The organism is Bacillus sp. GMs2/2, assembly GCF_050172095.1.
In the GTDB taxonomy this organism is placed as follows: domain Bacteria; phylum Bacillota; class Bacilli; order Bacillales; family Bacillaceae_G; genus Bacillus_A; species Bacillus_A cereus.
The window spans coordinates 34088-58792 of the sequence record NZ_JBNLYE010000005.1; the positions used below are offsets into that span (position 1 = coordinate 34088).

Here is a 24705-nt window from a genome sequence, read left to right on the forward strand (position 1 = left end):
AATCCTCTTTTTTTTAAATAATTCAAGCATAAATTTCTCACAAACGACAAAAATTAACAGAAACAATTGCACTTTAAGAGAGGTGGAAATTATGACAGAGCAAAAAGAACAACAAGAGAGTAAAAAACAAAAGCATATGTTTCCATCACTTCCGGAGAACATTAATTACATTGAAAATAAACTTTCTCATTCTGATGATATAAAAAAATTAGATCTCCCTTTTCAAAACGGAAAAGGAGCAATCTTATATATCGAATCTTTAGCAGATCCAAATCTAATTCATCAGTTAGTCCTTGAGCCATTATTAACGCGATCAGATTTATCTTTAGATAAATCTTTTTCTACGTTAAATATGAAAAAAGAAACGAATTTAAATTATGGGATACAACTTTTATTACAAGGTAAATCCTTATATTTTCATGAACACGTCGACAGTTTTTGTATTTTCGAAACAACCTTATCTTTAAAGAGAGATATAGCAGAGCCTGATAATGAAGGAGTTGTGCGCGGTCCACATACTGGTTTTGTAGAGGATCTAGCAACTAATTTAACCTCTATTCGTAAACTCATTAAGAGTCCAAATTTAGTTGTTAAGTATTTTACACTCGGTGAAGAAATGCACACGAAAGTGGCAATTACTTATATGCAAAATATAGCGAATGACGATTTAGTTATAGAAGTGAAAAGAAGATTGGAAACCATTAAAACGGATGCACTTATGCCACCAGGATACATACAAGAATTTATAGAGGATACGTCTTTCTCCCCATTTCCGCAGCAATTAAATACAGAGCGTCCAGATAGAACTGTTGCTAATTTAATGGAAGGGCGTGTTGCTATTTTATCTGATGGAGATCCAACAGCACTCATCGTTCCTGTTACGTTATTTGCTTTCTATCAATCACCAGATGATTATAATAACCGTTGGATTGTCGGTTCTTTCGTCCGAATGATTCGCTTAGTAAGTTTTTTAATTGCCTTTCTCTTACCAGCTTTATATATTGCAACTGTTGCTTTTCATCCTGATGTGTTACCGCTCGAACTTGTGTATACGATTAAAGCTTCATTAGAGAAAGTACCGCTTCCTCCTATTTTTGAAGCTCTCTTAATGGAGTTAATTTTCGAGTTATTACGAGAAGCTGGTATTCGCTTGCCGAGCCGCGTTGGACAAACAATCGGTATTGTAGGTGGTTTAGTAATTGGGGATGCAATTGTAAAAGCTGGACTCGTTTCTTACACAATGATCATCGTTGTAGCTTTAACTGCAATCTCATCTTTTCTCGTTCCATCAAACGATATGAGTTCAGCAGTTCGGATTCTTCGTTTTCCATTAATGCTCCTTGCTGCCATATTCGGATATGTAGGAATATCATTCGGTCTCATTATAACTTTCGTTCACTTATGTCAGCTTCATTCATTTCATACACCATATCTTTCTCCTGTTGCCCCGATGCGGATTAAAGATATGAAAGATTCTTTCATAAGACTACCAATTTGGTCATTTTGGGAAAGACCACATGATCCAAAACCGAAAAAAATGCAGCGCCAACATGTAACGAGAGAGGATGAGGACGGTGACAAACACGCAAAGTAAAATTTCACTTGTTCAATTTACCTTTTTCGTTATTCAATGCCAAATTGGGGTCGGTATACTATCTCTACCTAACCGGCTTCATCCGATAGCAAAAGGTGGTGGTTGGATTTCTGCGCTCATTGCGGGGCTTGCCATTCAACTTATTATTTTACTTATGTGGCTTTTCTTAAAACGATTTCCTGATGCAGATATGTATAAAAGTGTTTGTATGCTATTTGGTAATAAGTTAGGAAAACTATTGGGCTTTTCTTATGTTTTTTATTTTACCCTTATCGGTATGACGGTTATGTTGAATGCTTGTAACGTCATTAAAGTATGGGTTTTACACGCAACTCCGTGGTCTGCAATTCTCATATTATGTACAGTAGCTTGTTGTTATGTAGCTTATAACACATTTAAAGTCATCGTACGATTTTATGTCATGGCCTCTATTCTCATTATTCCAATGGCCCTTTTAATTGCCCTAGGGCTTTCACGAGCTGATTTCTCTTATATTTTTCCTATTACAGAAGCCGGATGGTGGAATATAATTCAAGCATCCAAGGAAACAATTACAGCCATGTATGGTTTTGAAATTATTCTTATCGCTTTTCCAAAAGTAAATGGGAGTTCTATTGCAAAACTGAAGGCCATTTCTATCGCCAATGGATTTGTAACTCTTTTTTATACTTTTACCGTTTGGATTTGCTTTATCGTATTTAGTCCAAAGCAAATTGAGCTTATTCCAGAGCCAGTTGCTTACTTATTACGCTCCTTGCATATTGGAATTATAGATCGAACGGACCTAATCTTCATCCCAATTTGGATGATAACAGTTGTCGCTTCTATTGCTAGTTATTACTGCGCTGCTTCAATCGGAATTGGACATATATTCAACCTTGCTAATCATAAAAAGGCTGTTCCAATCGTTGGTATTATTGCTTTTAGTGTAGCCTTATTTATAGATACACCTGAAGAATTAAAAGTAATTTCAACTTTCACTGATAAGTTCACCTATATTTTCATCGTTGTTCTCCCTCTTTTATTTCTACTTTATTCAATAATAAGAAAGAAGAAAGGAGAACAGTATGTTCCCAAAAAGAGTTAAATTACTTTTAATATTATGTGCTAGTTCCCTCCTTTCTGGCTGTTGGGATCAAGAACCATTAAGGGAGGCAAGTTTAGCTTATAGCGTTGGAGCTGATATTACGGAAGAGAATAAACTCCAGCAAACAATCGAGCTCGTAAAAAGTTCAAGCGGAGAGCAATCTTCATTTGAGAATGAAATATATTCAGCAACCGGGCATAACATAATGGATACAGGCGATGCCCTAAAAAAAAATGTGACTGGGAATATTCGCTATTTTAAATATGGTGTTCAATTACTCGGAACCAAAATTCTAAAAAAGGGTATACTCCCCTATTTAGATGTCAGCTTTCGAGATCCAACAAACCCAACTGCTTTAGTAAAACTTATTGCAGTAGATGGTGAATCATCGGAGATACTCGAAAAAAAGAAAATAGGAAATTTACTAATTGGAGATTTTCTAAAGAAAAAAGTGAAAAGCTTAGAAGATATGAGTGTATTTCCAAAAGAAACTTTAGAAACAGCTGCTACAAAAATGTTAGATCCCGGTAAAGACTTTACCCTTCCTTCTATAAAAATAAAAGGAAAAGAAGTAGTTACAAACGGGTTAGCTTTATTTAACAATGATAAATTAACTGGGCATTTACCTTTGCAACAATCTGTTTTATTCGTGTTATTAACCGGAAAAATGGGAACAAGTGCCCGTATAACCCAAAAACTGACTAGTGATGAATCTGAGAAGACATCTGATTATTTAACAATGGAAATTAGTAATCGAAAATTAAAACGCGACTTAAAAATAACAACAGATAAAAAAGGAAATGTTTATGCTCACATTAAGCTCCAATTAAAAGTTATAGCACTTGAATCTCCAAGAGATAATATGTATACAATGGACGATAGAGAAAAACTAAATAAAGAACTTTCTAAACAACTCACGAAAGAAGCGAAAAAAATAACACGAAAACTACAAAAAGCAAATTGTGATGCTTTCGGTATTGGAAGACATCTTATCGCTTATCATCCTAACTTATGGAAGAAAAAAAATTGGAATAAAGATTATGCAAAAGTAAAATTCAAACCTGAAGTAGAAGTAAGCATTTTGTATAGTGGTGTCTTAAAATAAAAAGGTTGTATGCCGCTCGGGCATACAACCTTTTTATTTCGTATATCGATACACAATTGATTCATATGGTCTTAAGTTAAGTTTTGCAATATCCTTGCTGGCATCTTTATAATTCGACAGTAGTACTTCTTGTTTCATTCCATCTAACTGAACGTGCGCTGGTACTGAATACGTTATTTCTTCTCCATAGAAGTTATTTATAACAAGTAGTACTTCACTTTCTGTAGTACGAGTATATGCCCAAATTTTAGGATCATTTTTATCCAAAATAGCATATTCTCCTTCTGTAATTACATCATACGTTTTTCTAAGCTCTATTAACTTTTTATAATGATAAAATACGGACTCTTTATCTTCTAATGCTTTCTCTACGTTTATTTCTTTAAAATTTTCAGCCGCTGAAATCCAAGGTGTACTTGTTGTAAAACCACTGTTCATCTCTTCATTCCACTGCATCGGAGTGCGAGAGTTGTCACGAGATTTTTGCTTTAAAATCCCTATAATCTCTTCTTTTGATAGCCCTTCTTTTAGCTTTATATCGTATATATTTAACGATTCTACATCACGATATTGCTCGATGGACTCAAATTTAGGATTCGTCATACCGATTTCTTCCCCTTGATAAATATAAGGCGTTCCTTGCAGCATGTGCATGGCTGTCGCTAACATTTTTGCAGATTCGTTTCGGTACTTTCCATCATCACCAAAGCGTGACACGATGCGAGGCTGGTCATGATTACACCAAAATAACGCATTCCATCCTCCGCCCTTTTGCATTTCAATTTGCCAGTTAGACATAATCTCTTTTAATTTAATAAAATCAAACTCTGCTTTCGTCCACTTATCACCATTCGGATAATCTACTTTTAAATGATGGAAACTAAACGTCATGCTTAATTCATTACGCTCAGGATTAGAATATTTAATACAATTATCAATTGTCGTAGATGACATTTCTCCAACTGTAATGACATCTTTTCCTGCAAAAACATTTCGGTTCATCTCTTGTAAATATTCATGAACACGCGGGCCATCTGTATAATACTTGCGTCCATCACTTGTCGCAGTACTACCTTCATCGTTTAAAAAGCATTGGTCTTTTGAAATTAAATTAATGACATCTAATCGGAATCCCGTTACCCCTTTATCCAGCCAAAAGCGCATCATATCATATACTTCTTCACGCAGTTTTTCATTTTCCCAATTTAAATCAGCTTGTGTTTCATCAAATAGATGTAAATAATATTGCTCCGTCTTCTCATCATATTTCCAAGCAGATCCACCAAACTTAGACTGCCAATTATTTTTTTCATCACGCCAAATATAGTAATTACGATATGGACTATTTTTATCTTCCTTCGCTTCTTTAAACCACTTATGTTCAGTCGAACTATGATTTACAACAATATCAAGCATAATTTCAATGTTACGTACTTTCGCTTCTGCTAAAAGTTCTTCAAACTCTTCCATCGTTCCGTAAGATGGATCAATGCTGTAATAATCACTTACATCATATCCATTATCATTTTGTGGTGATTGGTATATCGGTGTTAACCAAATATAATCCACTCCGAGTTCTTTTAAATAATCTAGTTTCTCTGTAACCCCTTTTATATCACCGGTTTCTCTATTGTAATAACTATTAAAGCTCTTCGGATAAATTTGATAGACTACACTTTTATGCCAATCCTTCATGTTTAACTTCCTCCTACTTCTGTTTCACTCTTTTTGCAAATAACCATGTTAAAGTAAATGGGATTACAACTGCAATAATCATTCCGACAATAAACATTGGAATCGATTTCGGAATGATAGAAATAAATGCTGGCAATCCCCCAATTCCGATAGCAGGTGCTAATACACCATTTAATGTAATGAATATCGCTGCCACAGCAGACCCTATAATCGCTGCATAAAACGGGAACTTATTTCGTAAATTCACACCAAACATTGCTGGTTCTGTAATACCGAAGTATGCTGAAATGGCTGATGTTGATGCCATACTTTTATCATTTTGATTTTTAGAAATCCAGAACATCGCAAGTGCCGCACTACCTTGCGCAATGTTAGAAAGAGCAATCATCGGCCAAATAAATGTACCGCCATGTTGTGCAATCAATTGTAAATCAATTGCAATAAACATATGATGCATACCTGTAATTACAAGTGGTGCATATAACGCTCCAAATAATACTGCTCCAACTACTGGTACTGTTTCATATACACCTACTAATCCTACTGTTAATAAATCTCCAATATGACGTGTAACCGGACCAATAATTCCTAATGCTAACACACCTGTCACAACGATTGTTGTAATTGGTACAACTAATAATTGAATTGCATTTGGTACATGTTTCTTTAAGAAAATTTCTACTTTACTTAACACAAATGCAGCTACTAAAACCGGCAAGATTTGACCTTGATACCCTACCTTTTCAATTTGGAACAGTCCTAAAATATCGAAGTACTCAATCTTTTGTCCGTCTAAACCAGTCGCTGCTTTTCCATAGTCCCAAGCGTTTAATAAGGCCGGGTGCACAAGCATTAATCCCATAACAATCCCTAGTATTGGACTACCACCAAAACGCTTCGTTGCTGACCACCCGACAAGTGCTGGTAAGAATACGAATGCTGTATTGGCCATCATATTAATTAAATCCCAAAGCCCGCCTAAGTTCGGATAAACATCTAATAAATTTTTCCCATCAAAAAATAAGTCCTTTGCGCCTAATAGATTGTTAATACCCATTAGTAAACCAGCCGTTACGATCGCTGGTAATATCGGCATAAATACATCTGAAAATATTTTTACAAACTTTTGAGCTGGATTTAACTTCTGATTTCCAGAGTCTTTTACGTCAGCTACAGTCGATTCTTTCATACCCGCAAGCGTTATCAATTCAGCGTAAACACGATCTACATCTCCTGGACCAATTACAACTTGAAATATACCAGCGTTATGAAACGCTCCTTTCACTAATGAAACAGACTGTAATTTATCATTATCTATTTTACTTTCATCTTTTAAAGCGATACGGAGCCTCGTCACACAATGTGCAGCTTGTTCAATATTGTCTTTCCCACCAATATACTGCAACACTTCCTCTGCTGTTTTACGATAGTCTTTCCCCATATTCCCGTCCCTCTTTTCTTTTTTTGATACCGTTTACAATTACATATTAACTCGTATATATAAGTTAGTCAACACTCGTATATACGAGTTTGTGTTTTTTTTATAAAAAAAAGAGATGAAACAATATTTTGTTCCACCTCTTTACTTCCTGCGTGCCACATCCGAAAAGTGAAAAATATCTAAACGGTGGCGTGATTCTGTATATTCAAACTGACTTCCATCATACAAATGTGTAAAGTTTTTCACAACGACAACATAGTCTGTTCCATTTAAATCTAAATACTTTCTGTCATCCTCTGTACATGGCTGTACTTCAATTACCCTCTGCGAATAACTAATATGTAGCCCAAGCTCTTTCTCGATGTATTTATAAATCGATGCAGTTGCAATTTCTTTCGTTAATCCTGGAACAAACTCAGATACAAAATGATTTATATCTAAAATTACTTTTTCTCCATCAATATTTCGTACACGTTTAATATGGTCAATCTCTGTTTTTTCTTTTACATTTAATAATTTTGCAATTTCTTTTGTGGCTTTTTCTTTGTCCATTTCCACAACTTCTGTAATACAATGACGTCCTAAACGTTCATTTTCTTCTTGAAAACTTACAATACCGCCAAAATTAAATTCAATATTTTTTCGCTTTAAAACAAAAACACCTTTTCCATGAATTTTTTGCACATATCCACGCTCTTGCAGTAAATCTACAGCTTTTCTCACCGTGCCTCGGCTTGCCTCATACTGCTTCATTAATTCTGTTTCTGATGGGATTTTGCATCCCTCTTTTAATTGTTTATTATCAATAGATTTACTGATTTCTGTATAAATTTGTTCATACTTACTCATCATCTACAATAGCCCCTTGTCACCTTCTAATTCTATATGTATTATAACATGCTTCACTCTTCTGCCAATCTCTCACTTATTTTCCAGTACAAGAAAAATATAGGTAAATATTTAATCTTTAAAACGGATTTTTATAAAAATTTTTATATTTTTCTTTTCATTCAAAAAAACATGTAGTATACTAACTTCAAAATCAGAGGAGAAAGGGAGCAAAGAACTATGCTTACTTATACAACAACTGTAGTTACATTTGCACAAAAACATCATCATCATCATACGTAACCCTTGAAACCTAGCGGAAAAATTACGCGTAGGTACAAGGGTTATTCCCGTTGTACCTACGCTTTGGCAAAAGAGCCATGTAGGTATTTTTTTATCTACATGGCTCTTTTTTTATTGTCAAAAAGCTAGTAAAAAATGATGTTTAAGCAAAACTTACTACAAAGGAGTTAACAAAAATGGAAACGAAAAAATGGGGATTATGGGTTTTAACAGCATTTGTTATCGGGAATATGGTTGGCGGTGGCGTATTTATGCTTCCAGCAAATTTAGCACAAGTATCAGGTCCAATGGGTTCTACACTCGCATGGAGTATTACAGGCCTTGGCGTATTTATGATTGCACTTGTATTTGGAAATTTAGCGATTCGTAAACCAGAATTAAAAGCTGGACCACAAAGCTATGCTCAAGCGATGTTTCCTTCAAAAAAAGCTGGTAAAGTTGCAGGATATAGTATGGCATGGGGATATTGGGCTGCTAACTGGGCTGCAACAGCATCTGTTATTATTTCCTTTGCTGGATATTTATCAACATTCTTTCCAGTTTTACAAAGTAAGCAAATTCTTTTTTCAATAAACGGATTTTCACTAGAACTCGGAAAAGGGTTAACTTTCCTTGTATGTAGCCTTATGCTATGGGGAATTCAATATATTCTTTCTCAAAATATTGATCGAGCTGGAAATATGAATCTACTTGCTACTATTGCAAAAATTATCGGATTTACAATGTTTATTGTAATTACATTATTCATTTTCAATGCTTCTAATTTCGGAGACGGTCAAACCTTTATGAATGAAGCAGGACAATCTATCTCGTTAGGTGGCCAAATCAATTCAGCTGCTATTGCAACACTCTGGGCATTTATCGGTATTGAATCAGCGGTTATGCTTTCTAACCGTGCAAAATCACAGCGCGATGTAAAAAAAGCTACGATTTTCGGATTAATTATCGCTCTTCTTATTTACATGTCAATTACTTTACTTACAATGGGAGCTCTTCCGCAAGATGCTTTAAAGGAGTCTCAAAAACCGTTAGTAGATGCATTAAATTTAGCAATTGGAAATAAAGGTGCATATATAATGGCCTTACTCGCTCTTATATCTTTATTTGGATCTACAGTTGGCTGGATTGTTGTTAGTTCAGAAGTACCTTACCAGGCAGCAAAAAATGGACTTTTCCCTAAGTTTTTCGGGAAAACAAATAAAAAAGGTAGTCCTTCAAAATCACTATTGATTACAAATATAATGACGCAAATTTTCTTATTTTCAACGATTTCTGGTACTGTTTCAGAAGCGTATAGTTTCGCTATCGTCGTAGCAACATTAGCCTATTTAATTCCATACCTTGTTTCTACCTTGTACCAATTAAAATTAGTTATTACAGGAGAAACGTATGATATACTGCCCGGATCTCGAGTAAAAGATGGAATCATTACGACATTAGCGTTGGTATACTCTATTTGGGTTATCAAAACGGGAACTGCTGATTTAAAAACATTCTTCTTAGGAATTGGATTGTTCGTATTAGGTCTTATTCTTTATCCAGTACTAATGAAAGACTCACAAAAAACGGATTAAATAAAGAGAAGCTGCTGGCTTCTCTTTTTTATTAAAAATCTGTAATTAACTTTTCTTTTAGCTCTCCTACAGATAAAGGTTTCGCATAATAAAATCCCTGTACATAATCACAGCTCATTGATTGTAACAAACTCTCTTGCTCTACTGTTTCTACTCCTTCAGCAACTACTGCTAAATTTAAACTATGAGCAATTTCAATAACGGATTTTACAATCGTTCGTTCTGGTTGTGCGTGATCATAATGAAATTCATGAATAAAATTACGATCAATTTTTACAATATCCAGTGGTAGTTGTTTTAAATAATATAAGGAAGAATAGCCAGTTCCGAAATCATCCAAAGCAATTAAAACACCCATATTTCTTAATTCTTGTAATGTAGCAATAATATAATCAAAATGGCGGACTGCTATGCTTTCCGTTATTTCTAATATTAAACGGTTCGGAGGAAAACCAGTTCTCTTTAAAATGCTACGTACAGAGAAAATAAAACGTTTCTGCATTAATTGTTGTATAGATAAATTCACTGATAACTTTAGTCCTTCTTGATAATTGGGCAATGTTTTAAACAATCGGCACGATTTTTCTAATACCCAGTCTCCTAGCTTTATAATAAGTCCAGACTCTTCAGCTACCGGGATAAATTCGTTTGGTGAAATAGGTCCGTCTTCTGTCATACAGCGTACTAGAGCTTCTATACCAGAATATCTCTTCGTTTTCAAATCAATAATAGGCTGCAATACTACATCTAACTCTTCATCACGAATTGCCTTTTGCAAAGCAAACTCAACTTTCATTCTACGATTTATTTTCGCGCGTAGCTCATCTGTAAAGAAACATGCAGCATTTCTCCCCTGTTCTTTTGCACTATACATAGCTAAGTCGGAGTTTTTCAATAATGTTTCCACGTCTTGTCCGTCTTGTGGATAAGAACAAAGTCCTAGACTAGCTGAAATATATACTTCATGGCCTTCAAGAATAAATGGTGCCTGGAAACATGACAACACAGATGTCGCTAACTGCCTCATATCATCTTGTCTATGATTTTTTGTTAACAGCACAAATTCGTCGCCACCTAGCCTAGCCAGAACATCTTTCTCTCCTAGTACATAATGCAACCTTGAAGCGACTTCGCTTAAAAGTAAGTCCCCTATCATATGACCTAACGTATCATTTACTAATTTAAAACGGTCCAAATCAAAGTAAATCATACCAAATTCTTTTTTATCTGCAATCAATTTATTAACGGTCGTTATTAATTGCAAACGGTTCGGCAAACTCGTTAAAGCATCATGATAGGCAAGTTCCCTATAACGACTTTCACTTAGCCGCAACCTCTGTTCCGCTTCTTTTCTACTACTAATATCATTTCGTATTGCGATAAACTGGTAAGGCTCTCCTTTTTCATTTAAAAATGGAACAATTGTTGTTTTGACCCAATAATATGTACCATCTTTTGCTCGATTCCGAATCTCACCTGTCCATACTTTCCCATTCAAAATACGTTTCCATAAGTTTTGAAAAAAGGTTTTCGGATGATGACCTGAATTTAAAATACGGTGATCTTTTCCAATTAATTCTTCTCTTTTGTATTTAGAGATTTCACAAAATTTATCATTTACATATGTAATAAGACCTTTTCGATCTGTAATTGCAACAATTGAAGACTCATCTAATGCTAACTTTAAATCTCGCAACGAAGAGTCATATAATGCATGACCTCTCTGTTCTAGCATGCGCATCTCTCCTTGCTTCTATCTGACTAAAACACAACCTGTTTCTCTTCATAGAAATAGAGATATTTCATTTTCTAATACTAGCCCTTTACATAAATTATCTTTTTAAATAAACCGATTAAAATAACATAATATTATTTGTAATAAAAAGCAATATTATACCGTTTCAATTATAACTGGTAGCTTCCCATATCTCTAATTACTTCGCGCCTTATTATACCGCAATCCTTTTAAGTAGCTCTATGCAAGCCTTGTTTCCAACTAATACCACTCATATCTGATCTCTTTGTTTTTAATAACGAAATAGAAATTAGATCATACTACATAACTATTCACGAATAATAATATGAAAATCTACATTAATGTGTATGTTTTTGAATTACAATAACAAAATATTAACATATTTCTACCTTAACTTTGGAATTATTTTATAAATAAATACTGTATTAAACTAAAAAAGAGGATAGCCTCTTTTTTAATTTAATACGAATATGGTATTTGCTGATAACCTGGGTATGGCATTGGATACGTTACAGGGTATGGTGATGGATAAGCTACTGGATATGGAGCCGGATAATATCCTCCACTTGTTGCACCTGTTAATGCACCAGCTGTCAGTCCGCCTAACACTCCTCCTGCAAAGCTTCCAGGGAAAAATCCGCCTCCCCATGAACTACCACCACCCCAGCCCCATCCGCCTCCGTGATGATGATGGTGATCATAGTGATTGTGTCCTCCATGGTGATGATATCCACCGTTATGATTGTGCCCACCATGATTGTGTCCTCCATGATGATGATTCCGATAGTACAATCCATTGTTTTCTATATAATTCATGTTTCTCCGCTCCTTTTCGATTTTTTCATTTTCATATGCGTTAAGAGTGAGATAAAAAATGGGATAGTACACTGTATGTAGGACAAATGCGGAAAGTATAGGTGATATGTCTATATTTTGTAAAAAAAGCAAAACACCTTATAATAAAGATGTCATATTACATCTTCTATTTAAGAAGTCTATATTGAAAAAAGATTAGGGGAATTATATAGAAATGAAAAAGCCTATCGTTCAATTACTATTAATATTTACAATCGTATCTATCGTTCTGTTCCTATTAAATACATCGTATATTTCGTTATATACATTTGTCGGTGCTCTATGGTCCATCACAATCGTCGGAATTTCATTCGTTATTTTTATAGAAAATAGATCTCCACAAAGTACGTTAGCATGGTTTTTAGTATTAGCACTTCTTCCTATTATAGGTGTGCTTTTATACGCTATTTTCGGACGCAGCCGCTGGAGAAGAAAAAAACATCTCCATCGTTCAGAAGAACAAAGAAAATTATTCCGTGAAATATTAGAAGGAAGAAGACTAGAGTTATTACTCACAGTCCCACTAAATGAACGTTCCATACATTTAACAGAAGTCATACAAAAATTTGGAGGTGGTCCTGCCGCAGATAAAACAACTACAAAACTTTTAACAAACGGAGATCAAACATTTTCAGAAATTTTGCGAGCTATAGAGCAGGCAAAGCATCATATACATATTCAATACTACATTTATAAATCTGATGAAATTGGTACAAAAGTTCGAGATGCTTTAATACAAAAAGCAAAAGATGGTGTTATTGTACGCTTCCTTTATGATGGCCTTGGAAGTAATACGTTACGACGACGATTTTTGCAACCTATGAAAGAAGCTGGGATTGAAATTGTAGAATTTGACCCTATTTTTTCAGCTTGGTTACTTGAAACTGTCAATTATCGTAACCATCGAAAAATTGTTATTGTAGATGGAAAAATTGGTTTTACCGGAGGACTCAATGTCGGTGATGAATATCTTGGCCGTTCCAAGAAATTTCCTGTTTGGCGTGATAGTCATTTAAAAATAGAAGGAAAAGCATTATATAAATTACAAGCAATCTTTCTAGAAGACTGGCTCTATGCCTCTAGTGGTTTAAATACTTATTCCTGGGATCAATTTATGAATAGACAATACTTCCCAGGTAAAGAGATTTCAAATGCAGAAGGTGCTGTTCAAATCGTAGCAAGCGGACCAAGCTCCGATGATAAAAGTATTCGTAATACATTATTAGCTGTTATGGGCTCTGCAAAAAAATCCATTTGGATCGCTACACCCTACTTTATTCCAGATCAAGAAACTTTAACATTATTACGCTTAAGTGCAATTGCCGGAATAGATGTACGGATTTTATATCCAGGTAAAAGTGATAGCATCATTAGTGATCAAGCATCTCAATCCTATTTCACTCCGCTTTTAAAAGCTGGTGCTTCTATTTACAGTTATAAAGATGGTTTTATGCATGCAAAAATTGTACTCGTTGATGATACAATTGCAACTATTGGAACAGCGAACATGGATGTACGTAGCTTTGAATTGAATTACGAAATTATTAGCGTGCTTTATGAATCAAAAACAGTTCACGACATTAAACGTGATTTTGAAGAAGATTTTAAACATTCAACTGAAATTAAATGGAACTCTTTCCAAAAAAGAAGTATAAAAAAACGCATATTGGAGTCTTTCATGAGGCTCATTTCTCCTTTACTGTAGGCAATCAACTTCATCTTGATTGCTTTTTCTTTTCCCTTTATCCTCCTTCCTTTTCTTTGCATACCATATTAAAACAAGTTATCATAAGATGTATTACTTTATGAAAATAATGTTAGGTGGGAAATACATGTTAGAACAATTTCATATACATGATGATTTAAAACAACAGCTTTCTACGATTCATGAAAAGAATAAGCAAGAAGCTGGTGAAAATGCACATTTAATCGGAACGAAAATATATAAAGCGTCTGATAATAGCATTATTGAAGATGCGATTACAGCACTTCTTCTTGGCAAGAATATTCTATTAAAAGGACCGACTGGTAGTGGTAAAACAGTACTAGCGGAAACTCTTTCTTCTCTATTCCAAAAACCAATGCATAGCATTAACTGCTCTGTCGACTTAGATGTAGAGGGTATTTTAGGATACAACACACTACAAACGAAAGATGGTGCATCTGAAGTTTCATTCGTTAACGGTCCTCTTATGAAAGCAATGAAGAACGGTCACTTCCTATATATTGACGAAATCAATATGGCAAAACCTGAAACGTTACCACTTCTTCACGGCGCATTAGATTACCGTAAAATGATTACAAACCCATTTACACAAGAGGTTGTATACGGTGATGACGAATACCGTGTAATTGCTGCGATTAACGAAGGTTACGTTGGAACAAGTGAACTAAATGAAGCGTTAAAAAACCGTTTCGTTATTATTGAAGTTCCTTACATTCAAGGTGATACATTAAAAGAACTATTATTAGCAGAATCAAAATTAAATGATGTTGCAACAATTGAAAAGTTTGTTGCATTTGCAAGCGACCTTATGCCTTTAGCTCGCGATGGACGTGTAAGTGAAGAAGCAGCAAGTATTCGTGGTATTATCGACGCATGTGATTTAGGTGTATATATTCCTGTTATGCGAGCGATTGAACGAAGCATAATTGCAAAACTTAATGATGAAACAGAACAAATGACTGTCCGTGAATTAGCAGAAAGTTATTTCTTTGAGGGATAATTTATGAGACAAATTTTTAGTGACAAAAAAATTGATGCGTCGCTGTTTCTACAAATGGAAAACTTAATGTATGCCCTTCTAAAAGAAGACGATGCCTATCTTGAATATGGCTATAAAGCATACTACGACGAAATTGAAAAGAAAGTTGTCATTAGTCACTTTTGGGATGATCGAAAAGAAGAAGATACAGTAATCGGATTAAAAAGCGAAGTGTTCTTAAAAGCACTTGGTAATAAACATTACTCGGACATGACTTTAATTCGTTCTTATGCGATTGAATTGCAAGAATCGCCCCTAAAAAAGTTTTTAACACAATTATTTGTTCTATTAGAAGATTTACGCGTTGAGGAAATCGTAAAGAACTTACGTCCTGGCACGAAGCATGTTTTTAAACGTCGAAAAGAAATGTACCGCAATTATTTCGGCTCTCAAAATGAAATAAACCGTGTTCGTAATTATCACGGTGATCGTCTATTTTGCCTATGCTATCTTTCATTAACTAGCGATAAATACGAAATGTTTAATAATGAATATTTTGAGCAAATTGAAGCGATTTTACATGAAACATTCCAAGCACGTAATACAGAAGATATTATGTATATCGTTGAGAAAATTCGCTATCGCTTAGAGGCGCTTCTTGAAAGCGATATGCTTAACAACTATTTCGGACATGCTCCACTTTACTTATCTGTCCTTGCAGACGAAAAGAACTGTCGCGTCGAAGATTTAGCAAATGATGATACGCAGCTTATAGATGACGATGAAAATAAAAACAAAATGGATGAAAGTTTCTCCACATGGCATCGTGAAAATAAAAATAACGAAAACGAGAACTTTTTACGCTTTGAATTAGAAAGCGGAACAAAAACTAATATGATGGGTGATACTGCCCGTGAATCAGAAGATGGCGACCAAGCACTTGGTTCTGTACAAGGTACCTCACAAAAAAGTACACAATCCAACTTTGATGGCGCTGATACAGAAGAAGCAAGGGCTTCACACGCTTCTAGCCAGCACGACGGTGCATACGGTAAGTATAATGTAGGTGCTTCTCATACATTTAAAGAAGCTCGCAAACCAAACTCAGATGAGAAAAAAGATTACCAAGCTATCAAATCAGTCGTCAATAAAGATGTAAAAGAATTAAAGAAAATTATCGAAAAAACAATTGAAAATAAAACGAATGCGAATAGTGATAAATATTACGGAAGACTTCGTAAGAAATTCCTTCGTATTTATACCGAAAAACAACCGCGTATGTTTTATAAAAAAGGACAAGAGTCACAAGAACTCGATGTTGCATTCCAACTATTAGTTGACTGTTCTGGTTCTATGTATAACAAAATGGAAGAAACGAAGAAGAGTGTTGTACTATTCCATGAAGCTTTAAAGTCTTTAAAAATCCCGCACGCTATTAGCGGATTTTGGGAAGATGCCTCTAGCGCTAAACCTGAAGATAAGCCGAACGTTATCCATGAAGTTGTAAATTATAAAAATTCAACGTTGCCAAACGTTGGTCCAGAAATTATGCAACTTCGTGAAGAAGAAGATAACCGCGACGGATATATTATTCGTATCGTTTCTGAAAAACTTGCCAAAAGACCTGAGAAACATAAATTCTTACTAGTCTTCACAGACGGTGAGCCTTCTGCGCTAGACTATCAACAAGACGGAATTTTAGATACGCATGAAGCTGTTAAACTCGCGCGTAAAAGTGGTATGGAAGTAATCGGTATCTTCATCGAAGAAGGCGAAGCGAAAGAAGCAACTTATCAATTGATGAAAAACATTTATAACCATCACTTCTTAGTTGCAAATCATGCTGAAGATTTACGATTGAAGATTAAACCATTGCTGAAAAAACTATTACTGAAGACGATTGAATAGAAAATAGGAGCCTTGTGGCTCCTGTTTTTTCGTTCAATTACTTTGTTTCTGGTTGAAACTTGTATGGAATGGCTACTTCTAATAAAGATTCAAATCCTCCGTCATAGTATGGGAAACGCTCATTCGCAATTGTTCGATCTACCCACTCTATTGCAGAAATTTCACCTTCATCTTCCGCAATAAGTTCCCCTTTTACTACATTCGCTCGGAATGTAAAAAATAGTGCATGATTCCCTGATTCTTCAAAGAATTTTTCATTGACCGCAACAAGCCCCCCAGCCAAGGCGGTTAAACCTGTCTCTTCTTTCACTTCTCTTATTAGTGCTTCCTCTAATATTTCACCTTTTTCCACAGCCCCACCTGGCAATGACCAAACGTTTTGTTCTACATTATGTACCACTAATATTTTATCTGTTTCTTCGTCATGTATTAGTGCGTATACGACATCAACTCTTTGCATAAGACTTCTCTCCTCCCAAAAATAATGAAGAGCCGATTCCTAAGAATCGACTCTTCCTATTAATTCATCACTAACTCAGCTGTGAGCTTTTTTTTTAACTTAGCCAGCATGTCAGTTGTCATTTTGTCTAAATCGTATTCTGCTTTAAAGCCCCACTCTTTCATTGCTGCAGTTGCGTCAATAGAGTTTGGCCAGCTATCAGCGATTGTTTGACGAGCTGAATCTACTGCATAATCCATTGTAAACGTCGGAATGTGTTTACGAATTGACGCTGCAATTTGCTCTGGCTCGAAGCTCATTGCTGTAATGTTAAATGCATTTCTATGCACTAGCTTACTTGGATCAGCTTCCATTAAAGAAATGATCGCTTGTAAAGCATCAGGCATATACATCATGTCCATGTACGTTCCTTCAGCAATGTATGAGGTGTATGCACCTTTTTTAATCGCCTCATAATAAATTTCAACTGCATAATCAGTCGTTCCGCCTCCTGGAGGAGCTACGTAAGAAATTAAACCTGGGAAACGGACACCGCGCGTATCTACGCCAAATTTTTGATGATAATAATCACACAGTAATTCTCCTGCCACTTTGTTTACCCCATACATCGTAGTAGGACGCTGAATTGTATCTTGCGGTGTATTATCTTTTGGCGTCGATGGACCGAATGCACCGATAGAACTTGGCGTGAAGAATTTACAGTTTAATTCACGAGCTGCTTCTAATGCATTTACAAGTCCGCCCATATTTAAGTTCCATGCGAATAACGGATTTTTTTCTGCTGTTGCTGAAAGTAAAGCTGCTAAATGAATAATTGTATCTACTTCATTACGCTTTGCGATATCATGTAGTTTTTGTCCATCTGTTACATCTAACGTTTCAAATGGACCAGACGTTACTACTTCACTATCTGTTTCACGAATATCTGTTGCAATAACATTTGATGCGCCGTATACATCACGAAGTTTCATTACTAGTTCAGAACCAATTTGCCCTAAAGAACCGGTTACTAGAATTTTTTTCATTTTCCCCACTCCTCATTTGCAAGCTATTCAAAAGATGTCGTTACTTAAATGATGCCCATTTCTTTTCCTACTTTTTCATACTTAAGAATTGCTTCATCTAACATTTCTTTCGTATGAGCTGCTGTAGGCATATTACGAACGCGCCCTGTTCCTTTTGCTACAGTTGGGAACACGATAGATTTTGCGTATACCCCTTCTTCATTTAGACGTTTACTAAATTCTTGTGTTAATACTTCGTCCCCAATGATACAAGGTGTAATTGGCGTTTCACTTTCTCCAATGTTAAAGCCAAGTTCTTTTAATCCTTGTTTCAAGTAGCGGCCATTTTCCCATAAGCGATCGTGTAACTCTGTGCTTTCCATTAAGATTTCAATTGATCTCATGCAAGCTGCTGCATCAGCTGGTGTTAATGCTGTAGAGAATAAGAATGGACGTGAACGAACTTTTAACCAGTCAATTAAGTTTTGTTTCCCTGCTACATATCCACCAATTACCCCAATTGCTTTTGATAATGTACCAATCTGGAAATCAACTTTATCAGAAAGACCGAAGTGCTTTACAGTTCCTGCACCTTTTCCAAGTACACCTGAACCGTGTGCATCATCTACGTATGTCATTAAATCTAACTCTTCTGCAATCTCAACAATTTCTGGTAGTTTTGCAACATCTCCATCCATTGAAAAGACACCGTCTGTAATTACCATTAATTTATTGTAAAGACCTGATTCTTTCGCCGCAATTGCTTTTTGGCGTAAATCTTCCATATCCGAATGTTTATAAACAATAATTTTTGCTTTTGATAGACGACTACCATCAATAATAGAAGCATGGTTTAATTCGTCTGAAAGAATTGCATCATTTTTATCCATAACAGCTGAAATCGCTGCCATATTACAGTTAAATCCTGATTGATAAGCAATTGCTGCTTCTGTATGTTTAAACTTTGCAATTGTTTCTTCTAACTTAATATGCAAATCTAAAGTACCGTTAATTGTACGAACAGCCCCTGCTCCAACACCGTACTTATGAATAGCACCAATTGCTGCTTCTTGCAAACGGCTATCTGTTGCTAATCCAAGATAGTTGTTTGAAGATAAGTTAATATATTCTTTTCCGCCAATTGTAATGATCGGTCCATTTGAACTCTCAAGCGGATCAATTACGTTATAAAGCCCCTTTGATTTTAAATCCTCTAAATTTTCTTCTAAAAATTTCGCAAGTGTTTTACTAGACATCGTGAAGCCTCCCATCGTTCATGTAAGCGGATTATTGTCTTAATAGTTCTAATAATCCCTCTACTAGCTTAACACGTTTTCAGAATTTATTATAGAAAAATAGTTTAAAGTAACCGCTTACAATTTTAGATTATATATGATTCATTACAATAAATCTATTATTTACTTTTCATATTTGATAGAATTAAAAAAATATTTCAGGAGGTTTAAAACATGGCATTTACAGAATCTGATGTATACAATAACACAGCATTTTTCGAACAATATATGAAACGAAGATACCGAGAAAATAGCCCAAATGAATCCATTGAAAAACCAGTATTCTTTCAGCTCATTGGTCATGTACGAGGAAGACAAATTCTCAATTTAGGCTGTGGTGATGCTAAGTTTGGCGCGGAATTATTAGAAAAGGAATGCTACTCTTACACCGGCATTGAAGGCTCCGAACTTATGTATGAAAAAGCTAAAAAACAACTAGAAAATAAAAATGGATCTGTTCATTTTTTAAACCTCAAAGATTATACCTACCCCTCTTCCACTTTTGATTTAGTAACATCTAGACTCGCCTTACATTATATTGAACATCTTGATGCCATTTTTCAAAATGTGTTTCAAACTTTAAAAACAAATGGCACCTTTACCTTTAGCGTTCAACATCCCATTATTACTTCTTCGTTTGAAAGCTTACAAACAAGTGGTAAAAGAACGAGTTGGCTCGTCGATGATTACTTTAAACTAGGCAAACGGGTTGAACCATGGATTGACCAAGAAGTTATTAAATATCATCGTACAACGGAAGATTATTTCACATTATTACAGCAAGCCGGATTTACCATTACATCATTAAAAGAAGCTACACCAAATCCAACCTATTTTCAAGATGAAGAAGAGTATAAACGTCGCTTACGTATTCCTCTCTTCCTCTTATTTTCTTGTACCAAATAAAAAAACGATGAATCACTCATCGTTTTTTTATCTCATTGCCTGAGCAACTTCTTTAACTACACGTCTTCCTCTTCCGTGAGGTATACAAAGCGGTGTTCCAAATAACGGATCCGTACTAATTTGACACTCCATTCGGAATACATCACGTACTAGTTTCTCATCTACCACTTCTTCAGGTTTACCTTGTGCATATATTTGTTTATCTTGAATGGCTACAATGTTATCTGCATAGCGACATGCTAAATTTAAATCGTGTAATACCATAACAATTGTTCTTTGTTCTGTTTCATTTAATTCGAATAATAAATCTAGCACTTCAATTTGGTGAGTCATATCTAAATATGTAGTAGGCTCATCCAGTAAAATAATATCTGTATCTTGTGCAAGCGTCATTGCAATCCAAGCACGTTGTCGTTGTCCACCTGAAAGAGCATGCACATCACGCTCAGCAAATTCTGTCATACCTGTTGCTGCAAGTGCCTTCTGTACCATTTCCTCATCTTTTTCTGACCACTGTTTCAGCCATGTTTGATATGGATAGCGTCCTTGTTTTACAAGTTGCAATACTGTAAGCCCTTCAGGTGCTTGCGGTCCTTGCGGTAAAATCGCCATTTGACGAGCAATTTGCTTCGTTTGCATACTTTGAATAGCTTGATTATCTAACAAAATGTCACCAGTTGTTGGCTTTAATAATCTAGCTAGTGAACGTAATAAAGTTGATTTCCCGCAACCGTTGGAACCGATAAAGATTGTAATTTCACCTTTTGGAATTTCTAAATTCAACTCATCGATAATAATTGTTTCACCATAAGACAACGTCAAACGTTTCGTCTCCAATGCTTTTTGCATATTCATCTCCCTTTATGAATTCCGACTTTTATAAAGTAAATAAATAAAATAAGGTGCACCAATTGCTGATGTAAATACCCCTGCTGGAATTTCAAGTGGTGTGAAAACTGTACGCCCAATTAAATCTGCAGCAAGTACTAGAATTGCACCAACAATAGCTGCAACTGGGAGTAATGCACCGTATAAAGAACCAACTAGCCTTCGTGAAATATGAGGTGCCATTAAACCGACAAATCCAATTCCTCCGGCGAAGGCAACTGCTCCCCCAATTAAAGCCGTACTAAGTAATAACATGAATACGCGTGACTTCGTTAAAGGAACACCAAGTCCTACCGCAATATCATCCCCTAGCTCTTGCGCATTTAAATGTCTAGCAGCTATAAATGATATTACCGTTAAAATGAGAACCCACGGTGCAAGCACCATAACGTTTTGCCATGAAGAACCATAAACAGTACCTGTAATCCATACATTCGCTTGACTCGCTTGATAAATTGGTGCTAACAACATAAACAAAGTCGTTGCCGCTTTCGTTAATGCCCAAAACCCCACACCAATTAAAACAAGACTAATCGGCGATAACCCGTCATTTCTCCATGCAAATAAATATACAAAAAGCGCCACAATCGTTGCCCCAACAAAGGCTGCTAACGGCATATAATGAATACTTACAGTTAGCGCATTATTTTTATCACTAAATATAGCTAAAAACAATACAACTGCAACACTTGCCCCGCCCGTAATCCCGATGATATCCGGAGAAGCAAGTGGATTTCGAACGAGACCTTGTAAAATACATCCTGCTACAGCAAGCGCAATTCCTACGAGGATAGCAATTAAAATACGTGGCATACGAAACTTATTCACAACCATATTTGACATCGCATCGCCATTTCCAGTAATTGCTTGCCATACGTCATAAGGAGCAATTTTCATGTCTCCCATACCTGCGCTCGCAAAGAATAATCCTATTAAAACAACTAGTAAACTTAACAAGACGAGACAAGCTCGTTTATACATTAAAAACGAGAGCTCACCTTTTCCTATACGAAACGGAATATATTTCTTCATTTGCTAAGCCCTCTCTTACGTGCAATATAAATAAAGAATGGAGCTCCAATAAATGCTGTCATAACTCCTACTGGTACTTCTTGTGGCATAATGACATATCTTGCTGCTATATCAGCCAATATTAGTAGTATTGCACCTAACAATCCGCTATAAGGCACTCTCCATCTGTGGTCAACTCCAACAAGAAATCTCGCAAAATGCGGAGTAATAATTCCAATAAATCCAATTGGGCCAGCAACCGCAACCGAACCACCAGACAACAGTACAATAATAAGTAACACGAATGATTTCATTAAAATTGTTCGTTGTCCAAGTCCTTTCGCGACGTCTTCTCCCATCATCAATGTATTTACTTTCCCTGCCATCATAAGAGATGCAATCCATCCTATTAATAAATATGGGAATACAGATTGTAAAATTTCTAACTTTCTCCCTTGCACAGATCCAGCAAGCCAAAATAATACCTCTTCAAGTGCTTTTTCATTTAACACAAGTAATCCTTGTGTTAATGATGAAAATAACGCACTAATTGCGACCCCTGCTAACGTTAACTTAAGAGGAGTAGTTCTTTCTTTTCCTAAAGAACTAGAAGCAAATACAAGTACAGCTGCAACCGCCGCTCCTAAAAAGGCAATCCATGTGAAAGCTGATAATGATGTTACTGAAAAGATTACAATTGCTACAACTATGAAGAACGCAGCACCTGAATTTAATCCAATAAAATCTGGAGAAGCAAGTGGATTCTTAGTTAAAGTTTGCATAAGACAACCAGCAATGGCTAAACTAGCACCAACACTAGCTGCAATTAACGCCCTAGGCAGACGTACATTTTGAATAATAATATGTTCATTGGAACCGTTAAAATGGAAAAAAGCATCCAATGCTAGTTTCCAACTCGTATTTGTATACCCGAAAATAATACTTCCCCAAATACAAATAACGACTGCAATGATTCCAACAAATAATCCAATCCATTTTGCTCGATTTGTTTTTAATAACATGCAGCGTTTCCCCTTCAATGTATAATGATACGTTGTTAGTGTATTTCAACTTAATTCTCATTGTCAACGGAAATGAGAATTATTTTCACCCATATGTATTGACAATCAAAAGATAAAGGCTTAATATCATGCTTGCTATTGAAAAATATTCTCAACATGTAGGGGGTACATAATGAATTTCATGCGGAAGAAATCGTTTACAGTATTTGTATTTTTACTAGCATTTTCAATGCTTTTAAGCGCTTGTGGAAAATCAAATAACAAAGAAGAATCTACAAAAGAAGATAATAAAAAAGAAGTGGTTACTGTAGAACATGCAATGGGTAAAACAGAAGTTCCTGCTAATCCAAAACGTGTAGTTATCTTAACAAATGAAGGAACTGAAGCTTTACTTGAATTAGGTGTGAAACCAGTTGGTGCTGTAAAGTCTTGGACTGGTGACCCATGGTATCCACATATTAAGGATAAAATGAAAGATGTAAAAGTTGTTGGTGATGAAGGACAAGTTAACGTTGAAACAATTGCTTCTTTAAAACCAGACTTAATTATCGGTAATAAAATGCGCCACGAAAAAGTGTACGAACAACTAAAAGCAATTGCACCTACTGTGTTCTCAGAAACATTACGTGGTGAATGGAAAGATAACTTCAAATTTTATGCAAAAGCATTAAATAAAGAAAAAGAAGGTCAAAAAGTTGTAGCTGATTACGAATCACGTATAAAAGATTTAAAAGGCAAACTTGGCGATAAAGTAAACCAAGAAATCTCTATGGTTCGTTTCATGCCTGGTGATGTTCGTATTTATCATGGCGATACATTCTCTGGTGTTATTTTAAAAGAACTTGGATTTAAACGTCCTGGAGATCAAAATAAAGATGATTTTGCAGAGCGTAACGTATCTAAAGAGCGTATTTCTGCTATGGATGGTGACGTATTATTCTACTTCACATTCGATAAAGGAAATGAGAAAAAAGGATCTGAACTAGAAAAAGAGTATATAAACGATCCTCTATTTAAAAATTTAAATGTAGTAAAAAATGGTAAAGCATACAAAGTTGATGACGTTATTTGGAATACAGCTGGTGGCGTAATGGCCGCTAACCTACTATTAGATGACATTGAAAAACGCTTTGTTAAATAATACTTCCTTAACCAGCTCCCTTCTGTGGAGCTGGTTATTTTTCAATTCACTTAAATGTCACATTATTTCGTTTTGTATTTTTATTCCCAATATGTTATATTGAGAAAGTAAATAGAATATATTTTCT

General features: G+C 35.4%; 20 protein-coding genes. 9 read left to right on the plus strand and 11 right to left on the minus strand.

What is annotated here, in order from left to right; translation table 11 throughout:
* Positions 1–91: 91 nt before the first annotated feature.
* The 3 genes from gerKA to ACQGS6_RS01880 are packed head-to-tail and all read left to right on the plus strand — an operon-like array spanning position 92 to position 3786.
* Complete coding sequence (gene gerKA, locus ACQGS6_RS01870) at positions 92–1594, plus strand: spore germination protein GerKA (RefSeq protein ID WP_426964858.1); 1503 nt, start codon at positions 92–94, stop codon at positions 1592–1594.
* Positions 1575–2681, plus strand: a complete 1107-nt coding sequence (locus ACQGS6_RS01875) for a GerAB/ArcD/ProY family transporter (protein ID WP_000185796.1) — start codon at positions 1575–1577, stop codon at positions 2679–2681. Before gerKA ends, ACQGS6_RS01875 begins: the two co-directional genes overlap by 20 nt.
* Positions 2662–3786 (plus strand): Ger(x)C family spore germination protein, encoded by a 1125-nt coding sequence (locus ACQGS6_RS01880; protein ID WP_000484124.1) that lies wholly within the window; start codon positions 2662–2664, stop codon positions 3784–3786. Before ACQGS6_RS01875 ends, ACQGS6_RS01880 begins: the two co-directional genes overlap by 20 nt.
* A 33-nt stretch (positions 3787–3819) precedes the next feature.
* On the opposite strand, the gene treC is transcribed toward ACQGS6_RS01880, so the two are convergent.
* The 3 genes from treC to treR all read right to left on the minus strand — a co-directional run bounded on the left by treC (position 3820) and on the right by treR (position 7774).
* Positions 3820–5481 carry an alpha,alpha-phosphotrehalase gene (treC, locus tag ACQGS6_RS01885; protein ID WP_000656144.1) on the minus strand — a complete coding sequence of 554 codons (1662 nt, stop codon included), beginning with the start codon at positions 5479–5481 and terminating at the stop codon, positions 3820–3822.
* Positions 5482–5494: 13 nt separating this feature from the next.
* Positions 5495–6922 (minus strand): PTS system trehalose-specific EIIBC component, encoded by a 1428-nt coding sequence (treP, locus tag ACQGS6_RS01890; protein WP_000513940.1) that lies wholly within the window; start codon positions 6920–6922, stop codon positions 5495–5497.
* Positions 6923–7063: 141 nt separating this feature from the next.
* Positions 7064–7774, minus strand: coding sequence for a trehalose operon repressor (gene treR / locus ACQGS6_RS01895; protein ID WP_000987244.1), 711 nt, complete (start codon positions 7772–7774; stop codon positions 7064–7066).
* A gap of 455 nt (positions 7775–8229) precedes the next feature.
* Here treR and ACQGS6_RS01900 point away from each other — a divergent pair, with 455 nt between their 5' ends.
* Positions 8230–9627: an amino acid permease gene (locus ACQGS6_RS01900; RefSeq protein WP_000448444.1), complete on the plus strand. Its 1398-nt coding sequence runs from the start codon at positions 8230–8232 to the stop codon at positions 9625–9627.
* Positions 9628–9658: 31 nt separating this feature from the next.
* Here ACQGS6_RS01900 and ACQGS6_RS01905 read toward each other — a convergent pair whose 3' ends face one another.
* Positions 9659–11362, minus strand: a complete 1704-nt coding sequence (locus tag ACQGS6_RS01905) for a putative bifunctional diguanylate cyclase/phosphodiesterase (RefSeq protein WP_098293924.1) — start codon at positions 11360–11362, stop codon at positions 9659–9661.
* A 480-nt stretch (positions 11363–11842) separates the two neighbouring features.
* Positions 11843–12199 carry a cobalt transporter gene (locus ACQGS6_RS01910; protein WP_426964859.1) on the minus strand — a complete coding sequence of 119 codons (357 nt, stop codon included), beginning with the start codon at positions 12197–12199 and terminating at the stop codon, positions 11843–11845.
* Between the two features lie 214 nt (positions 12200–12413).
* Here ACQGS6_RS01910 and ACQGS6_RS01915 point away from each other — a divergent pair, with 214 nt between their 5' ends.
* The 3 genes from ACQGS6_RS01915 (at position 12414) to ACQGS6_RS01925 (ending at position 16851) form a co-directional block, all read left to right on the plus strand.
* The gene (locus ACQGS6_RS01915; RefSeq protein ID WP_000743031.1) at positions 12414–13943 is read left to right on the plus strand and encodes a cardiolipin synthase; all 1530 of its coding nucleotides are present in this window, start codon (positions 12414–12416) and stop codon (positions 13941–13943) included.
* A 127-nt stretch (positions 13944–14070) separates the two neighbouring features.
* Positions 14071–14964, plus strand: coding sequence for an ATP-binding protein (locus ACQGS6_RS01920; protein ID WP_000892985.1), 894 nt, complete (start codon positions 14071–14073; stop codon positions 14962–14964).
* 3 nt (positions 14965–14967) lie between these two features.
* Positions 14968–16851 (plus strand): vWA domain-containing protein, encoded by a 1884-nt coding sequence (locus ACQGS6_RS01925; protein ID WP_001248851.1) that lies wholly within the window; start codon positions 14968–14970, stop codon positions 16849–16851.
* A 37-nt stretch (positions 16852–16888) separates the two neighbouring features.
* Here ACQGS6_RS01925 and ACQGS6_RS01930 read toward each other — a convergent pair whose 3' ends face one another.
* From ACQGS6_RS01930 to ACQGS6_RS01940, 3 genes are read right to left on the minus strand one after another with little or no spacing between them, the layout of a single operon-like run.
* On the minus strand, positions 16889–17311 hold the full coding sequence (locus tag ACQGS6_RS01930; protein ID WP_426964860.1) for an NUDIX hydrolase: 423 nt from the start codon (positions 17309–17311) through the stop codon (positions 16889–16891).
* Between the two features lie 59 nt (positions 17312–17370).
* Positions 17371–18336 (minus strand): L-threonine 3-dehydrogenase, encoded by a 966-nt coding sequence (locus ACQGS6_RS01935; protein WP_000723129.1) that lies wholly within the window; start codon positions 18334–18336, stop codon positions 17371–17373.
* Positions 18337–18380: 44 nt separating this feature from the next.
* Entirely contained in the window at positions 18381–19571 is a 1191-nt protein-coding gene (locus tag ACQGS6_RS01940; protein ID WP_000095905.1) for a glycine C-acetyltransferase, read from the minus strand.
* 213 nt (positions 19572–19784) lie between these two features.
* Between ACQGS6_RS01940 and ACQGS6_RS01945 the strand changes: the two genes are divergently transcribed.
* The gene (locus ACQGS6_RS01945; RefSeq protein ID WP_426964861.1) at positions 19785–20516 is read left to right on the plus strand and encodes a class I SAM-dependent DNA methyltransferase; all 732 of its coding nucleotides are present in this window, start codon (positions 19785–19787) and stop codon (positions 20514–20516) included.
* A gap of 27 nt (positions 20517–20543) precedes the next feature.
* Here ACQGS6_RS01945 and ACQGS6_RS01950 read toward each other — a convergent pair whose 3' ends face one another.
* Genes ACQGS6_RS01950 through ACQGS6_RS01960 form a run of 3 tightly spaced genes read right to left on the minus strand, consistent with a single transcriptional unit; the run spans position 20544 to position 23437 of the window.
* On the minus strand, positions 20544–21365 hold the full coding sequence (locus ACQGS6_RS01950) for an ABC transporter ATP-binding protein (RefSeq protein ID WP_001167962.1): 822 nt from the start codon (positions 21363–21365) through the stop codon (positions 20544–20546).
* A 12-nt stretch (positions 21366–21377) separates the two neighbouring features.
* Positions 21378–22436, minus strand: coding sequence for a FecCD family ABC transporter permease (locus ACQGS6_RS01955; RefSeq protein ID WP_000760054.1), 1059 nt, complete (start codon positions 22434–22436; stop codon positions 21378–21380).
* Positions 22433–23437 carry a FecCD family ABC transporter permease gene (locus tag ACQGS6_RS01960; protein ID WP_426964862.1) on the minus strand — a complete coding sequence of 335 codons (1005 nt, stop codon included), beginning with the start codon at positions 23435–23437 and terminating at the stop codon, positions 22433–22435. Before ACQGS6_RS01960 ends, ACQGS6_RS01955 begins: the two co-directional genes overlap by 4 nt.
* Before the next feature lie 172 nt (positions 23438–23609).
* Between ACQGS6_RS01960 and ACQGS6_RS01965 the strand changes: the two genes are divergently transcribed.
* Complete coding sequence (locus ACQGS6_RS01965) at positions 23610–24578, plus strand: ABC transporter substrate-binding protein (RefSeq protein ID WP_001010275.1); 969 nt, start codon at positions 23610–23612, stop codon at positions 24576–24578.
* Positions 24579–24705 lie beyond the last annotated feature (127 nt).

Bases quoted from the DNA above. Each gene is read 5' to 3' on its own strand.
- gerKA (WP_426964858.1), top strand. From the start codon at position 92: ATGACAGAGCAAAAAGAACAACAAGAGAGTAAAAAACAAAAGCATATG.
- ACQGS6_RS01880 (WP_000484124.1), top strand. From the start codon at position 2,662: ATGTTCCCAAAAAGAGTTAAATTACTTTTAATATTATGTGCTAGTTCC.
- treC (WP_000656144.1), bottom strand. From the start codon at position 5,481: ATGAAGGATTGGCATAAAAGTGTAGTCTATCAAATTTATCCGAAGAGC.
- treP (WP_000513940.1), bottom strand. From the start codon at position 6,922: ATGGGGAAAGACTATCGTAAAACAGCAGAGGAAGTGTTGCAGTATATT.
- treR (WP_000987244.1), bottom strand. From the start codon at position 7,774: ATGATGAGTAAGTATGAACAAATTTATACAGAAATCAGTAAATCTATT.
- ACQGS6_RS01900 (WP_000448444.1), top strand. From the start codon at position 8,230: ATGGAAACGAAAAAATGGGGATTATGGGTTTTAACAGCATTTGTTATC.
- ACQGS6_RS01905 (WP_098293924.1), bottom strand. From the start codon at position 11,362: ATGCTAGAACAGAGAGGTCATGCATTATATGACTCTTCGTTGCGAGAT.
- ACQGS6_RS01910 (WP_426964859.1), bottom strand. From the start codon at position 12,199: ATGAATTATATAGAAAACAATGGATTGTACTATCGGAATCATCATCAT.
- ACQGS6_RS01915 (WP_000743031.1), top strand. From the start codon at position 12,414: ATGAAAAAGCCTATCGTTCAATTACTATTAATATTTACAATCGTATCT.
- ACQGS6_RS01920 (WP_000892985.1), top strand. From the start codon at position 14,071: ATGTTAGAACAATTTCATATACATGATGATTTAAAACAACAGCTTTCT.
- ACQGS6_RS01925 (WP_001248851.1), top strand. From the start codon at position 14,968: ATGAGACAAATTTTTAGTGACAAAAAAATTGATGCGTCGCTGTTTCTA.
- ACQGS6_RS01930 (WP_426964860.1), bottom strand. From the start codon at position 17,311: ATGCAAAGAGTTGATGTCGTATACGCACTAATACATGACGAAGAAACA.
- ACQGS6_RS01935 (WP_000723129.1), bottom strand. From the start codon at position 18,336: ATGAAAAAAATTCTAGTAACCGGTTCTTTAGGGCAAATTGGTTCTGAA.
- ACQGS6_RS01940 (WP_000095905.1), bottom strand. From the start codon at position 19,571: ATGTCTAGTAAAACACTTGCGAAATTTTTAGAAGAAAATTTAGAGGAT.
- ACQGS6_RS01945 (WP_426964861.1), top strand. From the start codon at position 19,785: ATGGCATTTACAGAATCTGATGTATACAATAACACAGCATTTTTCGAA.
- ACQGS6_RS01950 (WP_001167962.1), bottom strand. From the start codon at position 21,365: ATGCAAAAAGCATTGGAGACGAAACGTTTGACGTTGTCTTATGGTGAA.
- ACQGS6_RS01955 (WP_000760054.1), bottom strand. From the start codon at position 22,436: ATGAAGAAATATATTCCGTTTCGTATAGGAAAAGGTGAGCTCTCGTTT.
- ACQGS6_RS01960 (WP_426964862.1), bottom strand. From the start codon at position 23,437: ATGTTATTAAAAACAAATCGAGCAAAATGGATTGGATTATTTGTTGGA.
- ACQGS6_RS01965 (WP_001010275.1), top strand. From the start codon at position 23,610: ATGAATTTCATGCGGAAGAAATCGTTTACAGTATTTGTATTTTTACTA.